Below are 223 nucleotides of genomic sequence, written 5' to 3'. Positions count from 1 at the left end.
TCTATCACCGCTCCAAGCTTCAAGCTTTTCGTGGTAGCTAGGTCTCATGGTTATTAGGCTATTAACACCATGAATTGAACATCGTTTCATTCCCTTAAATAACGCACGTTTAGTCTTATAGCCATACTTTTCAATCAACATTGCTATCCAAGCAGCATATTGCTGTTTACCTTTTTCGAGATCAAAAAAAGCCACACGTTCATCAAGAGAAGTTAATGTTCGA

General features: G+C 38.1%; 1 protein-coding gene. It reads right to left on the bottom strand.

The annotated features are described in order from the left end of the window. Window positions 1-223 (bottom strand): contact-dependent growth inhibition system immunity protein (locus ABR397_RS24620; RefSeq protein WP_350307961.1); only part of this gene is annotated, 223 nt, incomplete at both ends.

The sequence above is a fragment of the Photorhabdus viridis genome (assembly GCF_040256935.1).
GTDB classification, from domain to species: domain Bacteria; phylum Pseudomonadota; class Gammaproteobacteria; order Enterobacterales; family Enterobacteriaceae; genus Photorhabdus; species Photorhabdus viridis.
The sequence above is the reverse complement of the archived record's forward strand: the minus strand, read 5'-3'. Positions and strand labels throughout refer to the sequence as shown.